Here is a 22,356-nt window from a genome sequence, read left to right as displayed (position 1 = left end):
CGGCGTGCGGCTCAGGCGTCGCGCCGGGCGTCGGCGGCGCGCACCGCCCGCATGAAGGCCTGGATGCGCGCCGCGTCCTTGATTCCGGGCGCCGATTCCACCCCGCTGCTGACGTCCACGGCGTAGGGCGCCAGGGCGGCGATCTGCCCGCCGACCGTTTCCGCCTTCAGGCCGCCCGACAGGATCAGGGCCGGCGTGCCGGGGCCGCGCGGGACATCGGCCAGCAGCGCGGTGTCGAAACCGCCGCCGCTGCCGCCGTAGCCGGCGCTGTAGCTGTCGAACAGCCAGCCGGCCGCCTCGCCGTGGGCCGCGCAGGCCCGCGCCAGCGCGGCCGGCGAGTCCAGCCCGGGCGCTCCCGCGCGGAAGGCCTTGACGTGGCGCACGCCGAAGCCGGTGCAGAAGCCGGGCGATTCCTCGCCATGGAATTGCAGCAGGTCGGGGCGCACGGTCTCGATCACCCGGCGCACCGCATCGGCTTCGGGATTGACGAACAGGGCCGTGACGCCAACGAAGGCCGGCACCCGGGCGCGCAGCGCGGCGGCCCGGTCCGGCGCGAGGCAGCGGCGGCTGGGCGGATAGAAGACCAGGCCGATGGCGTCGGCGCCCGCGGCCACGGCCGCGTCCAGGTCCTGCGGCCGGGTCAGCCCGCAGATCTTGACGCGCGTGCGGCGCGGCCCGGCCAGGGACATGGGCGCGAGCACGGAGGCGGGCTCCGCGCCGTCCGGCGAGGCGGCCGGCGCGCTCATCGGAACGCGTCCCCCGCGTCGCCCGAACCGTAGCCGTCCTGGCCGTAGGCGCTGTCCTGGCCGAAGGTGACGCTGGCCGGATCGATGGTGGGCGCGTCGCTCTTGTAGTGCGTCACCAGGCCGGGGAAGGCCAGCACCGTCGCCACCATCAGGATCTGGATGACGATGAAGGGAATCGAGCCCCAGTAGATCTGGGCCGTGGTGACCTTGGCGATCAGCTTGCCGGTGACGCGGTCGTGGTAGTCCTCCTTGGGGGCCACGGAGCGCAGGTAGAACAGGGCGAAGCCGAACGGCGGGTGCACGAAGGAGGTCTGCATGTTCACCGCCAGCAGCACGCCGAACCAGATCAGGTCGATGCCCATCTTTTCGGCCACCGGCCCCAGCAGCGGCACAATGATGAAGGCCAGCTCGAAGAAATCCAGGAAGAAGGCCAGGAAGAAGGTCATCACGCTGACCACGACCAGGAAGCCCAGTTCGCCGCCGGGCACGTGCAGCAGCAATTGTTCCACCCAGAGATCGCCGTTGATGCCGCGGAAGCTGAGGCTGAAGATGGTCGAGCCCACCAGGATGAACACCACGAAGCAGGACAGCCGGGCCGTGCTTTCCATGGCCTGGCGCAGCTGCTTCATGGAGAAGCGGCCGCGCGACACCGCCATGATGAGCGCGCCGATGGCGCCCATCGCGCCGCCCTCGGTGGGCGTGGCCACGCCGATGAAGATCGTGCCCAGCACCAGGAAGATCAGCGCCAGCGGCGGAATCATCACGAACACGACCCGCTCGGCCAGGGGCGACAGCAGCTTCAGGCGCAGGAAGCGGTTGGCCAGGGCCATCGCCAGGGCGGCCGCGCCCCAGATCAGCAGGACGATGACGACGCGCTCGTCCACCGGCACGTCGGTGTGGGCGCGGAAATAGTAGTCCGAGCCCCAGTAGGCCGCCGCGGCCGCGATCAGCGTCAGGAGCGCCAGGGAGCGCAGGCCGCGCCGGCCGCGCTCGTCGACGAAGCCGCGCGCCTCCGGCGGCAGGGCCGGCACGTGGCCGGGCCGCACGATGGCCACCAGGAAGATGTACGCCATGTAGGCCCCGGCCAGCAGCAGGCCGGGCAGCATGGCGCCCCGGTACATGTCGCCGATGGAGCGTCCGAGCTGGTCGGCCAGGATGATCAGCACCAGCGAGGGCGGGATGATCTGCGACAGCGTGCCGGAGGCGGCGATGACGCCGGAGGCCAGGCGCCGGTCGTAGCCGTAGCGCAGCATGATGGGCAGCGAGATCAGGCCCATGGAAATGACCGAGGCCGACACCACGCCGGTGGTCGCCGCCAGCAGCGCGCCGACGAACACCACCGCGATCGCCAGGCCGCCGCGCAGCGGGCCGAAGAGCTGGCCGACCGTGTCGAGCAGGTCCTCGGCCATGCCGGAGCGCTCCAGGATCAGCCCCATGAAGGTGAAGAAGGGCACGGCCAGCAGCGTGTCGTTGCCGACGATGCCGAACACGCGCTGGGGCAGCGCCTGGAACAGCAGCGGGCTCATCAGGTTCAGGTCGATGGCCACCAGGCCGTAGAGCACGCCCGTGGCGGCCAGCGAGAAGGCGACCGGAAAACCCAGCAGCAGGAACACGATCAGGTTGAAGAACATGATCGGCGCGAGATTGTCGACGAGGAATTCCATGCTCAGCGTCCCTGCTCTTGTTGTTCGAGGCCGGCCTGCCGCTGGGCCGCCAGGATGTCTTCCACCAGCGCTTCCTCGTCGCTCTTGCCGCTGGAGACCTGCATCGGATTGGGACACTGGCCGCGCAAAAAGCCGATGCACTTGACCAGGTGCGACAGCCCCGCCAGGATCAGCAGGGCGAAGCCGACCGGGATCAGGAGCTTGGCCGGCCAGCGGATCAGGCCCTCGGTGTTCGAGGACAGCTCATGGGTGATCCAGGATTCCCAGAAGAACGGGATCGACAGCCAGAACACCAGGCAGGCCGCCGGCAGCAGGAAGAACAGCACGCCGAAGATCTCGATGCCGACCTGGGCGCGCTCGGGCAGCTTCTGCGACAGGACGTCCACCCGCACGTGTTCGTTGCGCAGGAAGGTGTAGCCCGCCGCCAGCAGGAAGATGGCCCCGAACAGGTACCACTGCAATTCCAGCCAGGCGTTGGACCCGAGGCTGAACAGCTTGCGCGCCACGGCGTTGCCGGCGCTGACCACGGCCACCACCAGCACGAGCCAGGTCACGGCCCGGCCGACGACCGTGTTCAAAGCGTCGATCCATCGGGAGATCGTCAGGAGAAGTTTCATCGTGCTTCCATGAAACAGGAAATGGAACGGCGCGGGCTTGCGCCGTCCGCAATCAAATCGCTCAATTCTATACGAAGCATCAAACATGCCGCCTCGGGATGAGGCGGGACATAGGGCAGTCCCCTACGGACTGCCCCATGCCAGACGAATCGGAGCGGATGAGGTGGGACGTGGAGCAGTCCCTGCGGACTGGTCCACGCCTACCGAATCGGAGCGGCTTGCAGGCCGCGAGGTGGGTACAGGCCGCGAGGTGGGTACAGGCCGCGAGGCGGAGGGCTGCTACGGCTGAGGGCCAGCCGTACCCGAAGAGGCATCCAGCCCTCCCAGGTGATGGCGCAGGGCCTCGCGGGCCGTGCGCTGCGGCAGGTCCGCATCCGGATAAGCGGCGTGCGCCAGGTACAGGCCGTCGGGCATGAAGGTGGGCGCGGCGCGCCGCCGGTCGCGCTCGAGCAACAGTTCCGCCGCCCACCCGGGCGGGCGCCGGCCCCGCCCCACCATCACCAGCACGCCCATCAGGTTGCGCACCATGTGGTGCAGGAAGGCGTTGGCGCGGAACTCGAACACCAGGAAATCCCCATTGCGCACGATCTCCAGCGCCTGCAGGGTGCGCACCGGGCTGGCCGCCTGGCATTCGGACGAGCGGAAGGCGCTGAAATCGTGTTCGCCCACGAGCAGCGCCGCGGCGGCGCGCATGGCGTCGTCGTCGAGCCGGTCGTGCACCCAGCCGACCCGGCCATGCAGGATGGGAGAGCGCACCGGGGCGCTGCGCAGCACGTAGAAGTAGGTTCGCGCCCGGGCGTCGAAGCGGGCGTGGAAGCTCTCGGGGACGGCGCGGGCCCACTGCACGGCCACGGTATCCGGCAGCAGGGCGTTCAGCCCGCGCACCCAGGATTCGTCGCGCCGCACCGCCCCGGTGTCCAGGTGCACGACCTGCTGCAGCGCGTGCACGCCGGCGTCGGTGCGGCCGGCGCACACGGTGGCCACGGCGGGCGCCGCCAGGAAGCGGCGCAGCGCCGACTCCAGGGCGTCCTGCAGGGTCCGGCCGCCGGGCTGGGTCTGCCAGCCCTGCCAGCCCCGGCCGTCGTAGCTCAAGCCGAGCGCGATGCGTCCCATCGAGGTTCGGTTTCCGGTGTGCGCACGGGGCGCCGGAGCGGACGGAAGGCCGGCAGGGCCGCCCGTCCGCGTCCGGCTAGGACCGCGGCGGGCGCGATTCGCCTGGTTCGAGATCCAGGTCGATGTCCTGGATCCGCTCGCGCACCATGGATTCGGTTACCCGGGGGGTGGCGTCGGCCTCGTCCCGGGCGGCGTTGGCCCGGCGCAGCAGCCAGGCGATGATGAGCACGATCAGGGCGAGCAGGCCCGTCATCACGCCCAGCAGGTGGTCTTGCAGCCACGAGGCCCGGTGCTGGGCACGCTCGGAGGGCTGCAGCTCGGCCGCCAGGGCGGCCGGGTTGGGCGCCGATCCGGCGGATCCCGCGGCGGCCGTGCCGGTGCCTGCTGCGGCTGTGGAGCCGGAGCCCGCCACGGCGGAGCCGGTGGCCGAGGCGCCCGCCGTGTTCGCGGACGATCCGGCGGCCTGGGATCCAGGCGCACCGGCCGCACCAGCTGTGCCATTCGCACCGGCGCCCGAATTCACACCGGCGCCCGAATTCACACCGGCGCCCGAATTCGCACCGGCGCCCGAAGCAGCCGCACCGCCGGCGGAAGCGGCTCCGCCGCCAGCCATGGAGCCGGCCTCCGCGGCGCCGGAGGCGGCCTGGGTCCCGGCCGCGGCCGCGCCAGTCCCGGCGCCCGGGGCTCCCGCAGCGCCTGGAACCTGCGTAGCGCCTTGAGCGCCTGACGCACCCGGAGACCCGGCAGTTCCCACCGAGCCCGAAGATCCAGCCGTCGAGCCCGCTGCGCCTGCGGAACCGGGCGTCCCGGAGGCATTGGAGGCGCCCGAAACATTGGATCCACCCGAGGCCCTGGACCCAGCCGAGGCGCCCGATGCGCCTGAAGCCCCCGCCGCGGCCGCGGCACCGGAAGCTCCCTTCCCACCGGAAGCCCCTTTCGCACCGGCGGCGCCCGGGATCCCCGAGGCGCCGGGCGCGCCGGAAGCCCCGGCTTCGCCGCCCGCCGAAACCGCTTCGTCGGCCTGGGCGGCGGCTTCCTGGCTGGCTTCGCTGATCGCGCTGGCGACCTCCTGGATCGACTGGCCGATGGCCGCGGCTCCCTGGGCGACGGCGCTGCGCGCGGCCTCGCCCTGGGCCTGGAGCGCCTGGTTCAGGTTCTGGACGTTGCTTTCGAGCTGGCCGACCCGCGATTCGGCGTCCTTCAAGGCATGGCCGCGCGCCGCGCGGGCGTCGGCCGCCGCATCGGCGCCGCCGCGCCCGGCTTCGCTCAGGCGCAGGCGGTCGCCCGCCGATGCGGCGGGCTCGGCCCGCGCGTGCGATTCATCCCGCGAGACGGCGCCGGCCGAGGCCTGGCCCGCGCCCGCCGCGGCCGCAGTGCCGGCCAGGCGCGCGCGCATCCGTGCGAAGGCGGCGGCCTGGACCTGGAACTGGCGCCGCGCCTCGGCGTCGGAAATCGACAGCATGTCGTTGATGTCCGGCACCGCCAGCGACGCGCCGGCGCGCACCAGGTTGACGTTGCCGTGGATGAAGGCCTGCGGATTGGCGCGCTGCAGCGCCATCATCAATTGGTAGAGGGTCACGCCATCGACCGCATGGCGGCGGCTGATGGCGAACATCGTGTCGCCGCGGCGCACGGCGATGGCGCCGGCCGGCACCCGCCGGGTGCTGGTGTGCGGCGCCGCCCCCACGGCGGTCGCCGAGGCCCCGCCCTGCCCCGCCGGCGCCGCGGCGGCGGCGGGGGCGGCGGCGCGGGCCGGCCCCGGCGCCACCAGCGAGACCTGATAGCGCTGTTCGCCGGTGGCGGTGCGCACGTCCAGCAGCAGGTCGGCCAGCGTGCCGTCGAAGGCCCGCCCGGAGCCGATGCGCAGGACGCGGCGCCCATCGGGCCGGACGTCGGCGCCGACGGAAACGGACAGGCTGTCCAGGGGCACCGGCGGCGTCAGGCCGGCCTGCGCCCAGTCGGCCGCCGGCGCGGGCCGGGCCGACAGCGCCTGCACATCGGCGTCCGTCAGGCCCGACACCGGCACCAGGATCAGCAGCGGCTCGCCGGCGCCCGAGGCCAGGCGCGCATGCCCGAAAGTCGCCGCCTGGGCCGCCCCGCCCGTCAGGAAAGCCAGCGCCAGCGCGCCGGCCGCGAAGCGGATGCGCGCCGGAAGCGCAGCGTGGACGCGGCCGGCCGAAGGCGCAGCGTGGGGGCCTTTTTCACTCATGTTCAGAGTTCACCCAAGGCAATGCGCAGCATGCGGCGCAGAGGTTCGGCGGCGCCCCAGAGCAGCTGGTCGCCGACCGTGAAGGCGCTGAGGTATTCGGGGCCCATGGACATCTTGCGCAGGCGCCCGACGGGAATGTCCAGCGTGCCGGTCACCGCCACGGGAGTCAGGTCCCGCATGGAGGATTCGCGGTCGTTGGGCACCAGGCGGGCCCAGTCGGTGCCGGTGCGCACGGCGTCGTTGATCTCGTCCAGCGGGATGTCGCGCCGCAGCTTGATGGTGAGCGCCTGGCTGTGGCAGCGCATGGCGCCGATCCGCACGCACAGGCCGTCGACCGGCACCGGATCGGTGCCGAAGCCCGGGCCGCGCCCGAGGATCTTGTTGGTTTCCGCGCCGCCCTTCCATTCCTCGCGCGAGACGCCGTTGCCCAGGTCCTTGTCGATCCAGGGAATCAGGCTGCCGCCCAGCGGCACGCCGAAGTTCTCGCGCGGCAGGCCGGGATCCTGCTGGGCCTGCAGCACGCCCCGGTCGATGTCCAGGATGGCCGAGGCCGGGTCGGCGAGCTGGTCGGCCACGGCGCGGTTGAGGATGCCGAACTGGACCAGCAGCTCGCGCATGTGGCGCGCGCCGCCGCCCGAGGCGGCCTGGTAGGTCATGGAGGTCATCCATTCGACCATGTCGGCCTTGAACAGGCCCGCCAGGCCCATCAGCATGCAGCTGACGGTGCAGTTGCCGCCGATGAAGTCGCGTACGCCGCGCTGCAGGGCGGCGTCGATCACCGGGCGGTTGACCGGGTCGAGGACGATGATGGCGTCGTCCTTCATGCGCAGGGTGCTGGCGGCGTCGATCCACAGGCCCTTCCAGCCGGCGGCGCGCAGCCTGGGGTAGACCTCGGTGGTGTAGTCGCCGCCCTGGGCGGTGACGATGATCGGCAGCTTGCGCAGGGCCTCGATGTCGTGCGCGTCCTGCAGGGGGCCCGCGCCCGCCGCCCACGACGGCGCCGCGCCGCCCGCGTTGCTGGTGGAAAAGAAGACCGGTTCAAACAAATCGAAGTCCTTCTCGTCGCGCATGCGTTGCATGAGCACCGAGCCGACCATCCCGCGCCAACCGACCAAACCGACTGCCTGAGCCATAATCCCTGCCTGAACCGTGAAAGTGGATGTGTGTATACGCCTAGTGTAATGCGTCAGTTTAACGCTTCAGTTTAATGCCTTCAGCACGGCATCGCCCATTTCCGAGGTGGACACCCGGGTGGTGCCGGCCTCGAAGATGTCGGCCGTGCGCAAGCCCTGGGCCAGCACCGCCTGCACGGCGGCCTCGATCCGGTCGGCGGCGGCGGGCGCGTCCAGGGAATAGCGCAGCATCATGGCCGCCGACAGGATGGTCGCCAGGGGATTGGCGACGTTCTGGCCGGCGATGTCCGGCGCCGAACCGTGGCTGGGCTCGTACAGGCCCTGCCGGCTGGCGTTCAGCGACGCCGAGGGCAGCATGCCGATCGAGCCCGTGAGCATGGCGGCCTCGTCCGACAGGATGTCGCCGAACAGGTTGCCGGTCACCACCACGTCGAAGGCCTTGGGCGCGCGCACGAGCTGCATCGCGGCGTTGTCCACGTACATGTGGGACAGTTCGACCTTGGGGTATTCGCGGGCCACGTCGGTCACGATGTCGCGCCAGAACTGCGAGGTCTCCAGCACGTTGGCCTTGTCCACGCTGCACAGCCGGCCCTGGCGCCTGGCGGCGGCCTGGAAGGCCACGTGGGCGATGCGGCGGATTTCCGTCTCGGCGTAGTGCATGGTGTCGTAGCCCTGGCGCTCGCCCGCGAAGGGGCCGTCCTCCAGCGTGCGCACACCGCGCGGCTGGCCGAAATAGATGTCGCCCGTGAGTTCGCGCACGATCAGGATGTCCAGCCCGGCGACCACTTCGGGCTTGAGCGAGGAAGCGTTGGCCAGTTCCGGGTACAGGATCGCCGGGCGCAGGTTGGCGAACAGGCCCAGCGCCTTGCGCAGGCCCAGCACCGCCTGCTCCGGGCGCAGGGCGCGTTCCAGGTGGTCGTATTTCCAGTCGCCCACGGCGCCGAACAGCACGGCGTCGGACTGCCTGGCCAGGGCCAGGGTGTCTTCGGGCAGGGGGTGGCCCTTGGCCGCGTAGGCGGCGCCGCCCACGGGCGCCTCGGCCAGCTCCAGGTCCAGGTCGAGCGCGCGCAGCACGCGCACGGCCTGTTCGACGATTTCGGGGCCGATGCCGTCGCCCGGCAGGACTGCGATGCGAGAAGTCATGAAAGATTCCGGTTCTTGAAGGCCCGGTCCCCGGTGCGCGAACGGATTCGCGCCTGCCGCGGGCCGGGCCGGAGGGCGCCGCTCGCGCGCGGCGCCATGGGGTTGAGGAAAAGGTGAAAAATCAAAGGCTGGCGGGGTTCTGGCGCACCAGCCAGGGGTGCCGCGCCATGCGCTGCGTCTCGAAGGCGCGGATCTCGTCGGCGTGCAGCAGGGTCTGGCCGATCTCGTCCAGGCCCTTCAGCAGCGATTCCTTGCGGTAGGCGTCGATCTCGAAGGGCCAGGATTCGCCGTCGGGCGCGGACACCCGCTGCTCGGCCAGATCCACGGTCAGCTCGTAGCCCGGCGCGGCTTCGACCGCCTGGAACAGGCGCGCCACCACGGCCTCGGGCAGCACGATGGGCAGCAGGCCGTTCTTGAAGCTGTTGTTGAAGAAGATGTCGGCGTAGGACGGCGCGATGAGCGCGCGAAAGCCGTACTGCTGCAGCGCCCAGGGCGCGTGCTCGCGGCTGGAGCCGCAGCCGAAGTTCTTGCGGCACAGCAGGATCGAGGCGCCCTGATAGCGCGGCTGGTTCAGCACGAAATCCGGATTCGGCGGCCGGCGGCTGTTGTCCATGCCCGGCTCGCCGTGGTCCAGGTAGCGCAGCTCGTCGAACAGGTTGGGGCCGAAGCCCGTGCGCTTGATGGATTTCAGGAACTGCTTGGGAATGATCAGGTCGGTATCGACGTTTTCCCGGTCCAGGGGGGCCACCAGGCCCCGGTGCGTGGTGAAGGCTTGCATGTTCGGAGTCCTATTGGAAAGTGCGCACGTCGACGAAATGTCCGGCCACGGCGGCGGCGGCGGCCATGGCGGGGCTGACCAGATGGGTGCGGCCGCCCTGCCCCTGGCGGCCCTCGAAGTTGCGGTTCGAGGTCGAGGCGCAGCGCTCGCCCGGCTCCAGCCGGTCGGCGTTCATGGCCAGGCACATCGAACAGCCCGGCTCGCGCCATTCAAAGCCGGCGTCCAGGAAGACGCGGTCCAGGCCTTCGCGTTCGGCCTGGGCCTTGACCAGCCCCGAGCCCGGCACGACCATGGCCAGGCGCACGTTGGCGGCCACGCGGCGGCCCTTGGCCACGGCGGCGGCGGCGCGCAGGTCCTCGATGCGCGCATTGGTGCAGGAGCCGATGAAGACCTTGTCGATGGCGATCTCGGTCAGCGGCGTGCCGGCTTTCAGGTCCATGTACTGCAGGGCGCGCTCCATGCCCTTGCGGCGCACGGCGTCGGCCTCGGCGGCCGGGTCCGGCACCTGCGCGCCGACGGCGGCCACCATTTCCGGCGAGGTGCCCCAGCTGACCTGCGGCTCGATGTCGGCCGCGTCGATCTCCACCACGCGGTCGAAGGTGGCGTCCGGATCGGAATGCAGGGTGCGCCAGTATTCCACGGCCTGATCCCACAGGGCGCCTTCGGGCGCGTAGGGGCGGCCCTTGAAATAATCGATGGTGGTCTGGTCGACGGCCACCATGCCCGAGCGCGCGCCGGCCTCGATGGCCATGTTGCAGACCGTCATGCGGCCTTCCATGGACAGGCCGCGCACGGCGCTGCCGCCGAACTCGATGGCGTAGCCGGTGCCGCCGGCCGTGCCGATGCGCCCGATCACGTACAGGATCAGGTCCTTGGCCGTACAGCCGAAGGGCAGCTCGCCTTCCACGCGCACCAGCATGCTGCGGCTCTTTTTCATCAGCAGCGTCTGGGTGGCGAGGACGTGCTCGACTTCGGAGGTGCCGATGCCGAAGGCCAGCGCGCCCATGGCGCCGTGCGTGCTGGTGTGCGAATCGCCGCAGACGACGGTCATGCCCGGCAGGGTGGCGCCCTGCTCCGGCCCGATGACGTGGACGATGCCCTGGCGGCGGTCGTTCATGCGGAATTCGGTGATGCCCCAGGTGTCGCAGTTCTTGTCCAGGGTCTCGACCTGCAGGCGCGAAACCGGGTCCTGGATGCCCTCGCTGCGCGCCGTGGTGGGCACGTTGTGGTCGGCCACGGCGAGGTTGGCGGAGATCCGCCACGGTTTGCGGCCGGCCAGTTCCAGGCCCTCGAAGGCCTGCGGGCTGGTGACTTCGTGGACGAGGTGGCGGTCGATGTACAGCAGACAGGTGCCGTCCGGGCCCTGGTGCACCACATGGGCATCCCAGAGCTTGTCGTACAGGGTTTGGGGCATGGTCGTGGCCTCGAGAATCGTCGGGAAAGGGGCGCCGTCCGCGAGCGTACGCCCGGAAGGACCCGGGTCCGCGGACGCGATGAATCCATTATGCCAGTGTGATCTTGCCGGACAAGGCCAGCAGGCATCCTAGTATTGGATGTACCAGATACCAGCTTGGATGAGGTGGCGGGGAGTGAGCAGCGGGGAACGCTGCGGCGTGGCGCCGCTGCCGTTTCTTGCGCTACGTTTCCTGCCCTATTCCTGCCCTATTTCTTGCCCTGGTAGAGCGGCAGCACGATCCCGGAGGCCTGTTGCAGATCCGCGATGCGGCTTTGCGACGAGGGGTGGGTGGACAGGATTTCGGGCTGTCCCCCGCCGCCGGACCGCTCCATCTTCTGCCACAGCGTGATGGCGGCACGCGGGTCGTAGCCGGCGCGGGCGGCCAGTTCCACGCCCATGCGGTCGGCCTCGGTCTCGTTGGAGCGGCTGTTGGGCAGGGTGAACATGACCTGCGTCAGCGAGGAGCCCAGGTCGGCCACGGCCTGGTTGCCGGTGACGGCCGAGAGGATCGACAGGCCGACGTTGGCGGCCATCTGGCGCGAGACCTGTTCGCGCGCGTGCTCCCGCAGGGCGTGGGAGATCTCGTGCCCCAGCACCGCCGCCAGTTCGGCGTCCGTGGGCTGGATCTTGTCGAGCAGGCCGGTGTAGACCGCGATCTTGCCGCCCGGCATGCACCAGGCGTTGACCTCGTCGGACTTCAGCAGGTGGATTTCCCAGGCCCAGTTGCGCGCATCCGGCCGGAAGACGCCGACCTGGGCGATGAGCTTGCGCGAGATGGCCTGGACACGCTGAGTCTGCGCGGCCGGGGTGTCCAGCGCGCCCTTGGCCCTGGCCTGGGCCAGGATCTGGCGGTACTCGACTTCGGCCTGCTGGTTCAGTTCGGCCTCGGACACCAGGGTGGACATGGTCTGGGTGCGGTTCACGCCCACCACTCCCGACTGGGTGGTCTGGACCTGGGCACAGGCCGCCAGCAGCGCGGCCAGACCCATCACGGAGAGGTTTCGGATGGCTCGGATCATCATCATTCCTTCACAGTGGCGGCATGTCTAGAATGGGACGGGCGGCCCGCGGGCCGCGCCGATTCGGCCGATATGAAAGGATCCGCGGGGACCCTTTCACGTGCGGCCTCACCCGCATTGCCCCCGGTGGCGCAGGGCGTGGTCCATCAGCACGATGGCCAGCAGGGCCTCGGCGATGGGCGTGGCGCGGATCGCCACGCAGGGATCGTGGCGGCCCAGGGTCTGCACCATGACCGGCTCGTTGGCGCGGTTCACCGAGCGGCGCTCGATGCGGATGCTGGAGGTGGGCTTGATCGCCAGCGACACCCGCAGCGGCTGGCCGGAGGAAATCCCCCCCAGCACGCCGCCCGCGTGGTTGCCCATGAAGCCGTCGGGGCCGAGTTCGTCGCCATGTTCCGAGCCGCGCATCGAGACGCAGTCGAAGCCCGAGCCGATCGACACGCCCTTGACGGCGTTCAGCCCCATCATGGCGTGGGCGATGTCCGCGTCCAGCCGGTCGTAGATGGGCTCGCCCCAGCCGGCGGGCAGGCCTTCGGCCGTGACTTCGATGCGCGCGCCGATGGAGTCGCCGTCGTGGCGCAGGCGGTCCATGAAGGCTTCGAGTTCCGGCACGATGTCGGCGTTGGGCGCATAGAAGGGGTTCTGCGGCACGGCGTCCCAGGACACGAAGGGAATCGGGATCGGCCCGAGCTGGCTCATGCAGCCGCGGATGCGCACGCCGTGTTCCTGCATCAGCCATTTGCGCGCCACCGCGCCCGCCGCCACGGTGGGGGCCGTCAGGCGCGCCGAGGAGCGCCCGCCGCCGCGGGGATCGCGCACGCCGTATTTCTTCCAGTAGGTGTAGTCGGCGTGGCCGGGGCGGAAGGTGTCGGCGATGTTGCTGTAGTCCCTGCTGCGCGCGTCGGTGTTGCGGATCAGCAGGCCGATGGGCGTGCCGGTGGTCACGCCCTCGAACACGCCCGACAGGATTTCCACGGTGTCCGGCTCGCGGCGCTGGGTGACGTGGCGCGAGGTGCCCGGCCGGCGCCGGTCGAGTTCCGCCTGGATGTCGGCTTCCGACAGCGCCATGCCCGGCGGGCAGCCGTCGATCACGGCGCCGATGGCCGGGCCGTGCGATTCGCCGAAATTGGTGACACGAAACAGGTTTCCGAGGGTATTGCCGGACATGGGTGGTGGTTTCTCGGTGGTGGTTTCTCAGGGGGCCGCGCCGGGGCGGCCTGGACGAGGAGCGCGCGGGCGCGGCCGCCGCGCGCGTACCGACCGATTATCGCATCTTTGCCATTGCGCGGCCCGTGCGCCGGCGGCGCGGGGCTTGACTCCGTAGCCGGGTACGGAGCGTAGCTTTCCAGCGATCGAACGACGCTCCCGAAGGAGGCTCCATGACACAGCGCCGAACCCTGCGTACGTCCACGCGGCTCATCTGCGGTTTTCTCATCGTCAGCGGCATCGCCGCGCTGATCGGCGCGCTGGGCCTGTACGCCACCCGTACGGTCAACCAGATGGCCGAGACCATGTACCGCCGCGATACCGTGGGCCTGCGCGACACGGCCCAGGCCAACCAGCAGCTGCTCATGAATGCCCGGGCCATCCGGATCGCCGCGCTGGCGCCCACAGCGGAAGTCCGGGACGCGCAGCTGCGGGCCGTCCGGCAGCATCTGGACAATCTGGACGCGAACCTGGCGCGCGCCGCGCAGGCGTTCACCACGCCCGAGGAGCGCAGCCTGCTCGCCCAGGCCACGCAAGCCTCGCGCGAATACCGCAAGCACATCCTGGAGGTGGCCGACATCCTGCCGACCGAGCCGCTCCAGCAGGCGCGCCAATCCGTCGGCATCCTGTACGGCCAGGTCGTCCCCACGGCCAACCGCCTGGACGCCCTGATGGCCCAGCTCATCGAGCGGCGCCTCGCCCAGGCGGCCGCGCTCAGCGAGGAAACCGCCTCGATCTACGCGCGCATGGTCTGGCTCATCCTCGGCCTGACCCTGGGCGGCGTCGCCCTGGGGCTGGGCATCGGGCTGGCCCTCACCCGCGGCCTGAGCCGCGTGCTGGGGGGCGAGCCGCAGGACGTGGCGCGGGTGGCCCGGGCCGTGGCCCATGGCGACCTGAGCACGGCGCTCGACGCCTCGCGCGCGCACCGCGACAGCGTGATGCGGGCCATGCTGCACATGCAGGAGTCCCTGCGCGGGATCGTGGGCACGGTGCGCGCGGGCAGCGATCACATCGCCAGCGGCTCCGAGCAGATCCGCCTGGGCAACACCGACCTGGCGCAACGCACGGAGCGACAGGCCGCGGACATCACCGAGACGGCCGCCGCCATGGACCAGATCTCGGGCACCGTGTCCGCGACGGCGCAGGCCATGCGCCAGGCCGCCCGGTTCTCCACGGATGCCAGCCAGGCGGCGGCGGACGGCGGCCAGCGCATCGAATCCATCCTCCAGACCATGCAGGGGATCCAGGAAGTCTCGCACGAAGTGGCCGGCATCGTGCAGGTGATCGACAGCATCGCCTTCCAGACCAACATCCTGGCGCTCAACGCCGCGGTCGAGGCCGCCCGCGCCGGCGAGCAGGGCCGCGGCTTCGCCGTGGTGGCCGGCGAGGTTCGCGCGCTGGCGCAGAAAAGCGCGCTGGCCGCGCGCGAGATCACGGCGCTCATCGCCCGCAGCGTGGAGCGCACCGATGCCGGCGCCCGGGAGATCGAACAGGCCAGCGTCGAGATCCGGTCGCTGGTGGACAAGATCCGGCAGGTCGCTCAGCTCATCGATTCCGCGGACGCGGCCACCACCGAGCAGACCTCGGGCCTGGGCCAGATCAACGCCGCCGTGAGCCAGCTCAACGACATCACCCAGCAAAACGCCGCGCTGGTGCAGGAATCGGCCGCCGCGGCCGCCAGCCTGAGCGAACAGGCCCTGCAGCTGCTGGGCGTCGTGCGGCAGTTCCGGATGGAAAAGGACATGGGGCCCGCGGACCTGGAGCACGACGGTGGCGGCGAAGACGAAGGCAACGGCAACGGCGGCGTCAGGCCGCACCCGGGGCCAGGCACAGCGCATCGCCCCGCAGCGGGCACTGGGCGCAGCCTGGCTGCCCGCGGCATTGCTCCAGCAGGGATTCCAGCCCCGCGACCATCCGGCCCAGGTCCCGCATCTGGCTATGCAAGGTCTGGATCTTCTCCTGGACCAGTTCCTGCACCTGCGCACATTGCACCTCGCGCGCAGGCTGCAGCAGAAGGGATATTTCGTCGAGCGAGAAGCCCCAGGCCTGCGCCCGTTTGATGAAGCGGATCCGCTCGACGACGTCCAGGGAATAGCGCCGGTGGGAACCGATGGGCTTGGCCGGCACCGCGACGAGGCCGCGGCGCTGGTAATACCGTATGGTTTCCACGTTCACGCCGGCCAGTTTCGCGGCACGACTGATGTTCAATGCGTCACCTCATGAATCCCTTGATTCCGTACCTGGGTACGGACGTTAGATTGCCCGCTGGCAATCAGGAATTCATGAATGCCGCGTACCGATATGCCTTCCATGCAGATCGGCCGCGCTCTCACCGCTATACGACGCACGGTTATGTTATCCGTAACAAAACGATTTGACTAGAATCAAAAAATTAAAGGCCTAAACCTTATGGAAGAAGCCGCGGCAGGGCGCCATTCCGGAGACCGTTCCCCCCTCGCGCAGATCGATGGGGTGTGGGGATCTCTCGCGGAAAGCACCGGGCCGGGCCTTCTGGCCGCCCTGAGGCTCGCCCTGGAGCGGCGGGAATTCCGTCTGGCCTACCAGCCCATCGTGGACCTGCGCAGCCGCCGGCCGGTCGGCATCGAAGCCCTGATCCGCTGGCCGCGGATGTCCATCGGTCCCGACGTCTTCATTCCCATCGCCGAGCGCGCCGGCCTGATCCGCGACATCACGCGGCAGGTCTGCCGGCTGGCCGCCGAGGAGCGCATCACCCACCGGATCGCCGATCCGGTCCGCCTGTCGATCAACCTGTCGGCGGCGGACGCCAGGACCCTGGAAACCGCCGCGCTGCTCTCGAAACTGGTCCAGGCGCTGGGCGGCCCGTTCCTGAACGTCGAGCTGACCGAGCGCTGCCTGCTGGAATCCGAACGCTGCGGGCCGGTGATCCGGGCGATCCGCGCCCAGGGCATCCAGGTGCACCTGGACGACTTCGGCACCGGCTACGCCAATCTCCAGGCCCTGGTCGAACTGACGCTAGACGCGGTCAAGATCGACCACCGCCTGACCCGGCGCGTCTGCGATTCCCGCACCGCCCGCGAAGTGGTCCTGCATCTCGGGCGGCTGGCCGGCACGCTGGGGCTTTCGCTCACGGCCGAAGGCGTCGAAACCGAAGCCCAGGCGCACCAGCTGGCGGAGCTGGGCGTGCAGCGGGCGCAGGGCTGGCTATTCGGCCGCCCGCGGTTCATCGAGGACTGCGAGGACCACTGAGGAACGCCGCCACCAGGCGCAGCACTTCGTCCATGCGTTCCCGATGGGGAAAATGCCCCACGCCCGGCATGAGTTCGATGCGCGCCGGCCCGCCGCTGTGCCGGCGGATCAGCTCGGGATGGATGGTGGAACCGTACTCGTCCTGGTCTCCGTGAATCGCCAGGACGGGGCAGCGCACGCGCGGCAGCACGCCGGTCAGCGACCAGGCGTCGAAGTCCGGGCTGAGCCAGGTCTCGACCCACGCCGCCAGCACCCAGGAAGCCTTGTCGCCGTGGTATTTGGCCAGCCGCTCCAGTTGCGCCGGATCGCGGAACGATGCGCTGGCCGCGCGGATGCCCGCGCGCGTCCGGTCTTCCGCATAGACCTGCGCCGCCAGCGTCACCAGCGCTTCGCAGCGCTCCGCGTGCAGCGCCGCGCAGGGAATCGCCATGCAGCCGCCCACGCTGTGGCCCATGGCCACGAACGCCGAGATGCCCAGCCGTTCGCAGACCGCGGGGAACACGTCGGCCGCCTCCTCGGCGACGAAATCCGGCGACGGCAGATCCGCGCGCGGGTCGGAGCGCCCGAAGCCCGGCCGGTCGTAGGCCACCACCGTCCGGCGGGTGGCCTGGGCGAGCGCCGCCGGAAAGTCGCGCCACAGATCGACGCAGCCCAGCGAATCGTGCAGCAGCACGATGGGCGGCGGCGCGGAGCCGGCCGTGCCAGCGATGCTCGCGGTCCCCGCAGCGCCGGCGGCCCCAGACGCCTCGGATGCGCCTGGAGACTCCGACGCATCCGAAGCCTCCGACACATCCGAAGCCTCGTCCGCGCCCGGCCGCCAGACGCGGACGAAGATGCGCCCCCGCGGATGCTCGACCCAGTGGTCGCTGGAGGGGGTGAGGGAATGGGCGTCGTTCGGAGCATTCATGGCGAAAAAGGAAAAACCGCGGGCGAAAAAACGGAGTGCTTCAAGGCTAACAGATCGGCGCGCCGTTGCGATCGGCGCGCCGCTGCCGCGGGCCGAAGGCCTCGTACGGGATAACCCGGACGGCTCCGTACCCGGGTACGGTCTTTACAAGTCCGTCCGGATGGGACAATCATTCTCGCGGTCCACGGACACCCATCACGGACTCCCATTCTTGCGGAACACATCGGAGGATTCCCTTGCGCATGCGTACCCTGAGCCGGCCCGGCGTCGCCACCCGGCTGATTGCAAGTTTCCTGGCGGGCGCGGCCCTGACGCTGCTGATGGGCGCCATCGGCCTGTACGCCAGCGGGCGGATCCACACCCTGGCGGAAACCATGTACCACCGGGATCTGCGCAACCTGCAGCAGGCGGCCCTGGCCAATCAGCAGATGCTGCTGACCGCCCGCGCCATCCGCATCGCCGCCCTGGCCCCCGCCCAGGAAACCCGGGATGCCCAGCTGGCCGCCGTCGAGCGGCATCTCGGCGCGTTGCAGCAGGCCCTGGCCGCCACGGCCCCCGACGCCGATCCCAACGCCGATTCGCCCCTGCTCGAGGAAACCCGGGCCGCGGCACAGGCCTATGCCGCCGGCATCCGCCAGGTCGCCCGGCTGATCGCCGGCGAGCCCCTGCAGCCCGTGCGCGCATCGGTCTCGATGCTGTACCGGGAGATCGTGCCGCTGGCGAATCATGCCGATGCGCTGATGGGCCGGCTCATCGAAGAGCGGCAGCAGCAGGCCGGCGCGCTCAGCCGGGACACCCGCACCATCTACGACCGCGCCAGCCTGCTGATCGTCGGCCTGACCATCGCCAGCGCCCTGTGCGCGGTCCTCCTGGGGATCGTCCTGACCCGCTGGCTGATGCGGCAGATGGGCTCCGAGCCCGCCGAGGTCGCCGACATCGCGCATTCGATCGCCGCGGGCGACCTCAGCCTGCCCATCGACACCTCCCGGGCGCCGCCCCACAGCGTGCTCAGCGCGATGGCCCACATGCAGGAATCGCTGCGCCGGATCGTGTCCTCGGTGCGCGCCAGCAGCGACCACATCGCCACAGGCTCCAGCCAGATCCACCTGGGCAACACGGACCTGGCCGAACGCACCGAGCTGCAGGCGGCCGACATCTCGGAAACCGCCGCCGCCATGGAGGAAATCACCGGCACCGTGCGGAACAACGCCGAAACGGCCCGCCAGGCCGCCCTGTTCGCCGCCCGCGCCAATGCCGCCGTGATCCGCAGCCTGCAGCAGGTGCGCGCCATCGAAGCGGCCATCGGACGCATGAGCCACACCTCGCGCCAGATCGAAGGCATCACGGCCCTGATCGAGGGCATCGCCTTCCAGACCAAGATCCTGGCCCTCAACGCGGGCATCGAGGCGGCGCGCGCCGGCGAGCGGGGGCAGGGCTTCGATGTGGTCGCCATGGAAGTCCAGGCGCTGGCCCTGCGCAGTTCCAACGCGGCGCGGGAAATCGCCAGCCTGGTGGAAAACAGCACGCGGCAGGCCGAGCAGGTAGCCAGCGGCATCCAGGCGATCGCCGAAGACACGCGCTTCTCCGGCGAGCAGATCGGCCAGCTCAACCAGCTCGTGAGCCACGTGCGCGCCAGCACGGACGAGCAGTCCCTGGGCCTGGAGCAGATCAATGCCGCCGTCTCCCAGCTCAGCGACATCACCCGCAGCAATGCGGCGCTGGTCGAGGAAGCGGCCGCCGCATCCGGCAGCCTGGCGCAGCAGGCGTCCTCGCTCGTGGCGGCCGTCAGCCGCTTCCGCCTGGGGCCGCCCGCGGAATCGCTGCGGCCGGCGTGATCGTTAAGCGTGATAGCCGGACGTGGCGGTCAGGCGTGACGGTCAGACGTGTCGGCCAGGCGCGATAGCGGACCCTGGCGGCCGGACGGCGGCGGGGCGGCGGGCCGTAACGGTCCGGCCCGCGCGCACCCCGTCCTCAGGACGAGCAGCTCACCGGCACCGCCGGCGTGTCGTCGGCGGGCGGCTGGGCATGGGACTCGAAGCCGGGACGCTCGGTGTACGGGTCGCGCAGCAGGCCCAGCAACAGGTCGATTTCCGAGGCATCGCCCCGCTGCGCGGCCTCGATGGCGCGCTGCGCCAGATGGTTGCGCAGCACGTAGAGGGGATTGGCGCGGTCCATGGCGGCGCGGCGCGCGGCCGCATCCCCGCCCTGCCCGGCCCGCCGGGCCAGATAGCGGTCCAGCCAGGCGCGCGCCGGCGCGGGATCGGCGAACAGCGCCAGCCAGGGGCCGGGATCGCGGTCGGCATCGGCCAGCCGGCGGAAGGCCAGAGTGAAATCGGCCCGCTGCGCATGCAGCAGACCCCACCAGTCGTCCTCCAGCGCCGCGTCCTCCGGCCGCCAGGCGTTCAGCCCCAGCTTGCGCGCCAGGCCGTCCCGGTAGGCCGCGAGGAACTCGGCCTCGAAGGGCGCCAGACAGGCTTCCAGCGAGGGCGCCTCGCAGCCCAGCACCAGCAGGCTGCCCGCCAGGCGGTACAAATTCCAGCGCGCCACGGCCGGCTGGGCGTTCCAGGCGTAGCGGCCCGCCGTGTCGCTGTGGTTGCAGACGTGGTCCGCCTGGAAGGCGTCCATGAAGCCGTACGGCCCATAGTCCAGCGTCAGGCCCAGGATGGACATGTTGTCGGTGTTCATCACTCCGTGGCAGAAGCCCGCGAGCTGCCATTGGGCGATCAGGCGCGCCGTGCGCCGCGTCACCTCGGCCAGCAGGCGGCAGGCCGTGGCCGGCGTGTCGGTCTCGCCGCCGGCCGTCTCCCGGCATTCGGGATACCAGTGCTCGACGACGTAGTCCAGCAGCGCCTTCTGCTCGTGGTGCGAATGGCCCCAGTGCTCGAAATGGCCGAAGCGCACGAAGCTGGGCGCCAGGCGGGTGACGATGGCGGCGGTCTCGACAGTCTCGCGCACCACCGGATCGTCCGAGGCGGCCAGCGCCAGCGCCCGGGTCGTCGGGATGCCCAGGCCGGCCATGGCCTCGCTGGCCAGGTATTCGCGCACGCTGGAGCGCAGCACGGCCCAGCCGTCGCCCATGCGCGAATACGGCGTGCGGCCCGAGCCCTTCAGCTGGAGTTCCCAGGTGCCGCCGGAGGTGCGGACATCGCCCAGCAGATGCGCCCGGCCATCGCCCAGCTGCCCGGCCCAGACGCCGAACTGGTGGCCGCTGTAGACCGTGGCCAGGGGCTGGATGCCGGCCAGCCGGCCGGCGCCGGAACACAGGGCGAGGAATTCGGGCGAGCGCAGCGCGGCGGCGTCCAGGCCGATCAGGGCCGCGGCGTCCGGATTGGCGTGCAGCAGGCGCGGCTCCCGCAGGGGACGGGGCTGCACCCGGGAGTAGAAAGCCTGCGGCAGGGACGCGAACGAGCAGCCCGCGCGCAGGCTGGCCAGCGGGCCGTCCGCCTGCGCATCAGCCATGGCGCGCCGCCCGCTTGGCGGGACGCACATAGAGGATGGCGCCCAGGTACAGGCCCAGCGACAGGAGGATCTCCAGGCCGGCCAGCGCCGCCGACAGCGGCGAGACGTCGGACCAGGCCCGCACCACGCCTTCCATCAGGTAGAGCAGGCTGAGCATGGACACCCACTGCAGCGTATAGAGCCGGCGCCGCAGCACGCCGCCCACGGCGAACAGCAGCGGCACGGCCTTCAGGGCCATCAGCGTGCCGCCCGGGCGCAGGGGTGCCCACCACAGCTCCCAGCCCACGCACAGCACGATCAGGCCGAACAGGCAGACGCACGCCAGGCCGTGCAGGCCCGGACTGAACTTGATTTCCATGCTTTCCATGCTGGTATTATGACCCGAAACCCCTGCCCGCCCCATGACGATACCGCAAACCACCGCCCCGTCCCCGGCCGAGCGCCGCAGCCGCGCACTGGACGTCCTGCGCTTCACGCTGGACTTCGCCGCGCACCGCAAGCTGACCCGGGTGGCCTCCAGCCTGACCTTCACCACGGTGCTGGCGATCGTGCCGCTGCTGGCGGTGGTGCTGGCGCTGTTCACCGCCTTCCCGCTGTTCGCCCAGTTCCGCCAGGCCCTGGAAACCTTCCTCAGCGAAAGCCTGCTGCCGCCCTCGGTGTCGGACACCATCATGAGCTACCTCAACCAGTTCGCCGCGCAGGCGTCCGGACTGACGGCGGTGGGCAGCGCCTTCCTGGTGGTGACCTCGATCATGCTCATCATGACCATCGACGAGGCCTTCAACGAAATCTGGAACGTCGCGCGCCAGCGCCCCATGCGCCAGCGGCTGCTGGTGTACTGGGCGATCATTTCGCTGGGGCCGATCCTGATGGGCGCCAGCCTGTGGGCCAGTTCGGTGCTGGCACGGGAATCCCTGGGCTACATCGGCGACCTGTCCGAGGGCATCGGCCTGCTGCTCAACCTGGTGCCCCTGCTGATGTCGGTCCTGGGCTTCACGGCCCTGTTCATGTTCGTGCCCAACTGCCGCGTGCTGTGGCGCGACGCCGCGCTGGGCGGCCTGGGCACCACGGCGGTGCTGGCCGTGATGAAGGCCGGGTTCACCGCCTACCTGACGCGTTTTCCCTCCTACACCGTCATCTACGGGGCCTTCGCCACCCTGCCGATCTTCCTGCTGTGGATCTACCTGTCCTGGCTGGTGGTGCTGATGGGCGCCACGGTGGCCTCGCTGCTGCCGGCGCTGCGCCTGCACCGCTGGGCGCTGCGCCGGCACGTCGGGGCGCAGGCCGTCGACGCGCTGGGCATCCTGCGCATCCTGTGGCATGCGCGCGGCGCGCTGCCGCCGGGACGCAGCCTGGGCTACCTGGAAAAGCACCTGCGCGTCCATCCCGACGCCCTGCGCGACATGCTCGGCGCCCTGCGGGAGCTGGGCTACGTCGTGCCGGTGGCCGACGGCGAGCAATGGGTACTGGCCTGCGATCCGGCCCGGGCCGACATCGGCCCGCTGGTGGACCGGCTGCTGATCGACCGCGCGCAGGCGGGGCTGCGGCCCGGCATGCTCGACGCCCTGTCGCGCACCCTGCTGGGCGACCCGCCCGTCCTGGACGCGCTCTTCGGCGGCGACGCTATCGGCGGCGACGCTATCGAAAACCGGGACGATGATGCACAATAATGGACAAA

The 22,356-nt window shown here is 70.6% G+C and carries 18 protein-coding genes and 1 pseudogene; 4 read left to right on the top strand and 15 right to left on the bottom strand.

What is annotated here, in order from left to right:
• Nucleotides 1-11: 11 nt before the first annotated feature.
• The 11 genes from HNR28_RS11705 to aroC form a co-directional block, all read right to left on the bottom strand.
• Nucleotides 12-689 (bottom strand): phosphoribosylanthranilate isomerase, encoded by a 678-nt coding sequence (locus HNR28_RS11705; RefSeq protein WP_151025312.1) that lies wholly within the window; start codon nt 687-689, stop codon nt 12-14.
• A gap of 53 nt (nt 690-742) precedes the next feature.
• Nucleotides 743-2,410, bottom strand: coding sequence for a TRAP transporter large permease (locus HNR28_RS11700; RefSeq protein ID WP_151025309.1), 1,668 nt, complete (start codon nt 2,408-2,410; stop codon nt 743-745).
• Between the two features lie 2 nt (nt 2,411-2,412).
• Nucleotides 2,413-3,027 carry a TRAP transporter small permease subunit gene (locus HNR28_RS11695; RefSeq protein WP_151025308.1) on the bottom strand — a complete coding sequence of 205 codons (615 nt, stop codon included), beginning with the start codon at nt 3,025-3,027 and terminating at the stop codon, nt 2,413-2,415.
• A gap of 279 nt (nt 3,028-3,306) precedes the next feature.
• Nucleotides 3,307-4,140, bottom strand: coding sequence for a tRNA pseudouridine(38-40) synthase TruA (truA, locus tag HNR28_RS11690; RefSeq protein WP_151025307.1), 834 nt, complete (start codon nt 4,138-4,140; stop codon nt 3,307-3,309).
• Nucleotides 4,141-4,216: 76 nt separating this feature from the next.
• Nucleotides 4,217-6,349, bottom strand: a complete 2,133-nt coding sequence (locus HNR28_RS11685) for a FimV/HubP family polar landmark protein (RefSeq protein WP_184142891.1) — start codon at nt 6,347-6,349, stop codon at nt 4,217-4,219.
• 2 nt (nt 6,350-6,351) lie between these two features.
• The gene (gene asd, locus HNR28_RS11680; protein WP_151024815.1) at nt 6,352-7,482 is read right to left on the bottom strand and encodes an aspartate-semialdehyde dehydrogenase; all 1,131 of its coding nucleotides are present in this window, start codon (nt 7,480-7,482) and stop codon (nt 6,352-6,354) included.
• 66 nt (nt 7,483-7,548) lie between these two features.
• Complete coding sequence (gene leuB / locus HNR28_RS11675; protein ID WP_043682415.1) at nt 7,549-8,625, bottom strand: 3-isopropylmalate dehydrogenase; 1,077 nt, start codon at nt 8,623-8,625, stop codon at nt 7,549-7,551.
• Between the two features lie 121 nt (nt 8,626-8,746).
• Complete coding sequence (leuD, locus tag HNR28_RS11670; protein ID WP_151024816.1) at nt 8,747-9,403, bottom strand: 3-isopropylmalate dehydratase small subunit; 657 nt, start codon at nt 9,401-9,403, stop codon at nt 8,747-8,749.
• 10 nt (nt 9,404-9,413) lie between these two features.
• Nucleotides 9,414-10,817: a 3-isopropylmalate dehydratase large subunit gene (gene leuC / locus HNR28_RS11665; RefSeq protein ID WP_043682409.1), complete on the bottom strand. Its 1,404-nt coding sequence runs from the start codon at nt 10,815-10,817 to the stop codon at nt 9,414-9,416.
• 248 nt (nt 10,818-11,065) lie between these two features.
• Entirely contained in the window at nt 11,066-11,878 is an 813-nt protein-coding gene (locus HNR28_RS11660) for a M48 family metallopeptidase (RefSeq protein WP_170288473.1), read from the bottom strand.
• A gap of 108 nt (nt 11,879-11,986) precedes the next feature.
• Nucleotides 11,987-13,045 (bottom strand): chorismate synthase, encoded by a 1,059-nt coding sequence (aroC, locus tag HNR28_RS11655; RefSeq protein ID WP_151024818.1) that lies wholly within the window; start codon nt 13,043-13,045, stop codon nt 11,987-11,989.
• 212 nt (nt 13,046-13,257) lie between these two features.
• Here aroC and HNR28_RS11650 point away from each other — a divergent pair.
• A pseudogene (locus HNR28_RS11650) lies at nt 13,258-14,706 on the top strand (methyl-accepting chemotaxis protein); the annotation flags it as partial.
• Nucleotides 14,707-14,890: 184 nt separating this feature from the next.
• Here the strand turns inward: HNR28_RS11650 and HNR28_RS18520 are convergent.
• Nucleotides 14,891-15,292 carry a MerR family transcriptional regulator gene (locus HNR28_RS18520; RefSeq protein WP_084330610.1) on the bottom strand — a complete coding sequence of 134 codons (402 nt, stop codon included), beginning with the start codon at nt 15,290-15,292 and terminating at the stop codon, nt 14,891-14,893.
• Between the two features lie 264 nt (nt 15,293-15,556).
• On the opposite strand from HNR28_RS18520, the gene HNR28_RS11645 reads away from it, so the two are divergent.
• Entirely contained in the window at nt 15,557-16,312 is a 756-nt protein-coding gene (locus tag HNR28_RS11645; RefSeq protein WP_170288474.1) for an EAL domain-containing protein, read from the top strand.
• On the opposite strand, the gene HNR28_RS11640 is transcribed toward HNR28_RS11645, so the two are convergent.
• Nucleotides 16,287-17,219 carry an alpha/beta fold hydrolase gene (locus HNR28_RS11640; RefSeq protein ID WP_151024821.1) on the bottom strand — a complete coding sequence of 311 codons (933 nt, stop codon included), beginning with the start codon at nt 17,217-17,219 and terminating at the stop codon, nt 16,287-16,289. The two genes, HNR28_RS11645 and HNR28_RS11640, sit on opposite strands and share 26 nt — an antisense overlap.
• Before the next feature lie 242 nt (nt 17,220-17,461).
• On the opposite strand from HNR28_RS11640, the gene HNR28_RS11635 reads away from it, so the two are divergent.
• Nucleotides 17,462-19,054 (top strand): methyl-accepting chemotaxis protein, encoded by a 1,593-nt coding sequence (locus HNR28_RS11635; protein WP_151024822.1) that lies wholly within the window; start codon nt 17,462-17,464, stop codon nt 19,052-19,054.
• A gap of 136 nt (nt 19,055-19,190) precedes the next feature.
• Here HNR28_RS11635 and HNR28_RS11630 read toward each other — a convergent pair whose 3' ends face one another.
• Together HNR28_RS11630 and HNR28_RS11625 are read right to left on the bottom strand one after the other, a co-directional pair.
• On the bottom strand, nt 19,191-20,678 hold the full coding sequence (locus HNR28_RS11630) for a protein adenylyltransferase SelO (RefSeq protein ID WP_043682400.1): 1,488 nt from the start codon (nt 20,676-20,678) through the stop codon (nt 19,191-19,193).
• The gene (locus HNR28_RS11625; protein WP_043682398.1) at nt 20,671-21,036 is read right to left on the bottom strand and encodes a DUF2069 domain-containing protein; all 366 of its coding nucleotides are present in this window, start codon (nt 21,034-21,036) and stop codon (nt 20,671-20,673) included. Before HNR28_RS11625 ends, HNR28_RS11630 begins: the two co-directional genes overlap by 8 nt.
• Nucleotides 21,037-21,079: 43 nt before the next feature.
• On the opposite strand from HNR28_RS11625, the gene HNR28_RS11620 reads away from it, so the two are divergent.
• Nucleotides 21,080-22,348 (top strand): YihY family inner membrane protein, encoded by a 1,269-nt coding sequence (locus tag HNR28_RS11620; protein WP_052355750.1) that lies wholly within the window; start codon nt 21,080-21,082, stop codon nt 22,346-22,348.
• Nucleotides 22,349-22,356: the final 8 nt, after the last annotated feature.

This window comes from Castellaniella defragrans (assembly GCF_014203015.1).
GTDB classification, from domain to species: domain Bacteria; phylum Pseudomonadota; class Gammaproteobacteria; order Burkholderiales; family Burkholderiaceae_B; genus Castellaniella; species Castellaniella defragrans.
Note: the sequence above shows the minus strand (reverse complement) of the source record. Positions and strands in the feature narration are given on the sequence as shown.

Coding starts and splice junctions, on each gene's coding strand:
- HNR28_RS11700 (WP_151025309.1), bottom strand. CDS start 2,410: ATGGAATTCCTCGTCGACAATCTCGCGCCGATCATGTTCTTCAACCTG.
- leuD (WP_151024816.1), bottom strand. CDS start 9,403: ATGCAAGCCTTCACCACGCACCGGGGCCTGGTGGCCCCCCTGGACCGG.
- asd (WP_151024815.1), bottom strand. CDS start 7,482: ATGGCTCAGGCAGTCGGTTTGGTCGGTTGGCGCGGGATGGTCGGCTCG.
- HNR28_RS11620 (WP_052355750.1), top strand. CDS start 21,080: ATGACGATACCGCAAACCACCGCCCCGTCCCCGGCCGAGCGCCGCAGC.
- HNR28_RS11640 (WP_151024821.1), bottom strand. CDS start 17,219: ATGAATGCTCCGAACGACGCCCATTCCCTCACCCCCTCCAGCGACCAC.
- HNR28_RS11625 (WP_043682398.1), bottom strand. CDS start 21,036: ATGGAAATCAAGTTCAGTCCGGGCCTGCACGGCCTGGCGTGCGTCTGC.
- HNR28_RS11695 (WP_151025308.1), bottom strand. CDS start 3,027: ATGAAACTTCTCCTGACGATCTCCCGATGGATCGACGCTTTGAACACG.
- HNR28_RS11635 (WP_151024822.1), top strand. CDS start 17,462: ATGCGTACCCTGAGCCGGCCCGGCGTCGCCACCCGGCTGATTGCAAGT.
- leuB (WP_043682415.1), bottom strand. CDS start 8,625: ATGACTTCTCGCATCGCAGTCCTGCCGGGCGACGGCATCGGCCCCGAA.
- leuC (WP_043682409.1), bottom strand. CDS start 10,817: ATGCCCCAAACCCTGTACGACAAGCTCTGGGATGCCCATGTGGTGCAC.
- HNR28_RS11630 (WP_043682400.1), bottom strand. CDS start 20,678: ATGGCTGATGCGCAGGCGGACGGCCCGCTGGCCAGCCTGCGCGCGGGC.
- aroC (WP_151024818.1), bottom strand. CDS start 13,045: ATGTCCGGCAATACCCTCGGAAACCTGTTTCGTGTCACCAATTTCGGC.
- HNR28_RS11705 (WP_151025312.1), bottom strand. CDS start 689: ATGTCCCTGGCCGGGCCGCGCCGCACGCGCGTCAAGATCTGCGGGCTG.
- HNR28_RS11685 (WP_184142891.1), bottom strand. CDS start 6,349: ATGAGTGAAAAAGGCCCCCACGCTGCGCCTTCGGCCGGCCGCGTCCAC.
- HNR28_RS11660 (WP_170288473.1), bottom strand. CDS start 11,878: ATGATCCGAGCCATCCGAAACCTCTCCGTGATGGGTCTGGCCGCGCTG.
- truA (WP_151025307.1), bottom strand. CDS start 4,140: ATGGGACGCATCGCGCTCGGCTTGAGCTACGACGGCCGGGGCTGGCAG.